Source organism: Vibrio sp. OPT46 (assembly GCF_015163535.1).
GTDB classification, from domain to species: Bacteria; Pseudomonadota; Gammaproteobacteria; order Enterobacterales; family Vibrionaceae; genus Vibrio; species Vibrio alginolyticus.
Genome location: NZ_JADDYG010000359.1, coordinates 26,752 through 28,002 on the forward strand (window position 1 = coordinate 26,752; position 1,251 = coordinate 28,002).

A 1,251-nucleotide genomic window follows, 5' to 3' on the forward strand; every position below is an offset into this window, starting at 1 on the left:
AAATAGCGGCATACCTAACGCGGCAAACGCAGCGATAAAGTGGCACAACAACACACTGTAGATGAGTTTGGTCATAATCGTTAACGTACGCTTTTTTTGATGGCTTCTATGTAGGCGCGTTGCGCTTCTTCGCTAGAAAGCAGTAAGAAGTTCGGGGCCGACAAACCATAGAACTTATTGATGTCGCTCGCGCCGGAGGCTTCTTTCGAGAGCAAACTGCCAGAGCTCAACAAGTACTTGGCGTACAAATCAGGCGCCTCTTGCAGTAACTCGCGTGCCAGTTTCGTCTCTAACCCTTCGCCTTCTAATCGGTTGAGTTGTTCTGAAATGCTTTTGGCCACGATGGCGTAAAGCGATGCTGAAGAGGCAATGCCCTTCGCTGCCATGGCTTCTACAATCGCTGCGATATCCAGTTGTAATGTGATGGTGGTAAACATCTGACCGAGCGCCAATTCATTGTCGACTTTGATGCGTTGATCGAGCAGTTCATCGCAATCCACTGGAAGTAGTTTTGCGCCGTGTTTTTGGGCAGCATGCTCTGTTGCAAAGTGGAAGCGCTCTGGCCAAATTCGCGCTGCGTCGTTGTCTTTCATCGCGAGCGTCATTTTGCCCTGTTGATCAAATGCAATGATGGCGTTTTGCTGGTTGGACTCCAATGCAATGCCATAACGAAGCCACAAGGTAAGGTGTACTTGGCATAATAGGTCGACGTAATCTTTGAACCACGCCAGCGTATCTTGTTGATAGTACTGCTCTGCCAAGTGTTCTAAGAACAAGCGGTCGTCAGGCATTGGGCTTGCCAGTGCGGCAACCGGAACTAGCGCTTTGTCTTCGCAATGAATAAGTGGGTACTCACGTACGATGTACGCGAAGGTTTTATCCTCGCCGACGTGTCCACCGTGTTTTTCGTTGCAATGGAACAAGCGACTGTTTAAGTCTGCGTCCGTTTGTTCAAGGTGGCTGAGTAGGCGTTCAAACCAGTGGCCGTCATACAGTGTTGAAGGCTTGATTAAGCGAATGTTTTTCGTGCCTAGCGATCGCATGATCAGCGGAACTTTGATGTGAATGTGCGGTGCGTCGTTGACGACCACCGTACGAACGGAAAGCGTCGGCGTCACGTCTAGATACGTTAAAGGCGCTTCTATCATACCTTCGGGTAAGGCTTCTAAAGATCGCAGGGTGAGCGGATGCGCAGGGAACAGTGCGTGGCTCAGTGCAAAATCAGCAGGAAGCCCAACTTGCTCCATGGTT

General features: G+C 50.0%; 1 protein-coding gene. It reads right to left on the reverse strand.

The features are described 5' to 3' along the window. Window positions 1–80 precede the first annotated feature (80 nt). Window positions 81–1,251 (reverse strand): IucA/IucC family C-terminal-domain containing protein (locus IQR33_RS33295; protein ID WP_322631776.1); only part of this gene is annotated, 1,171 nt, incomplete at its 5' end.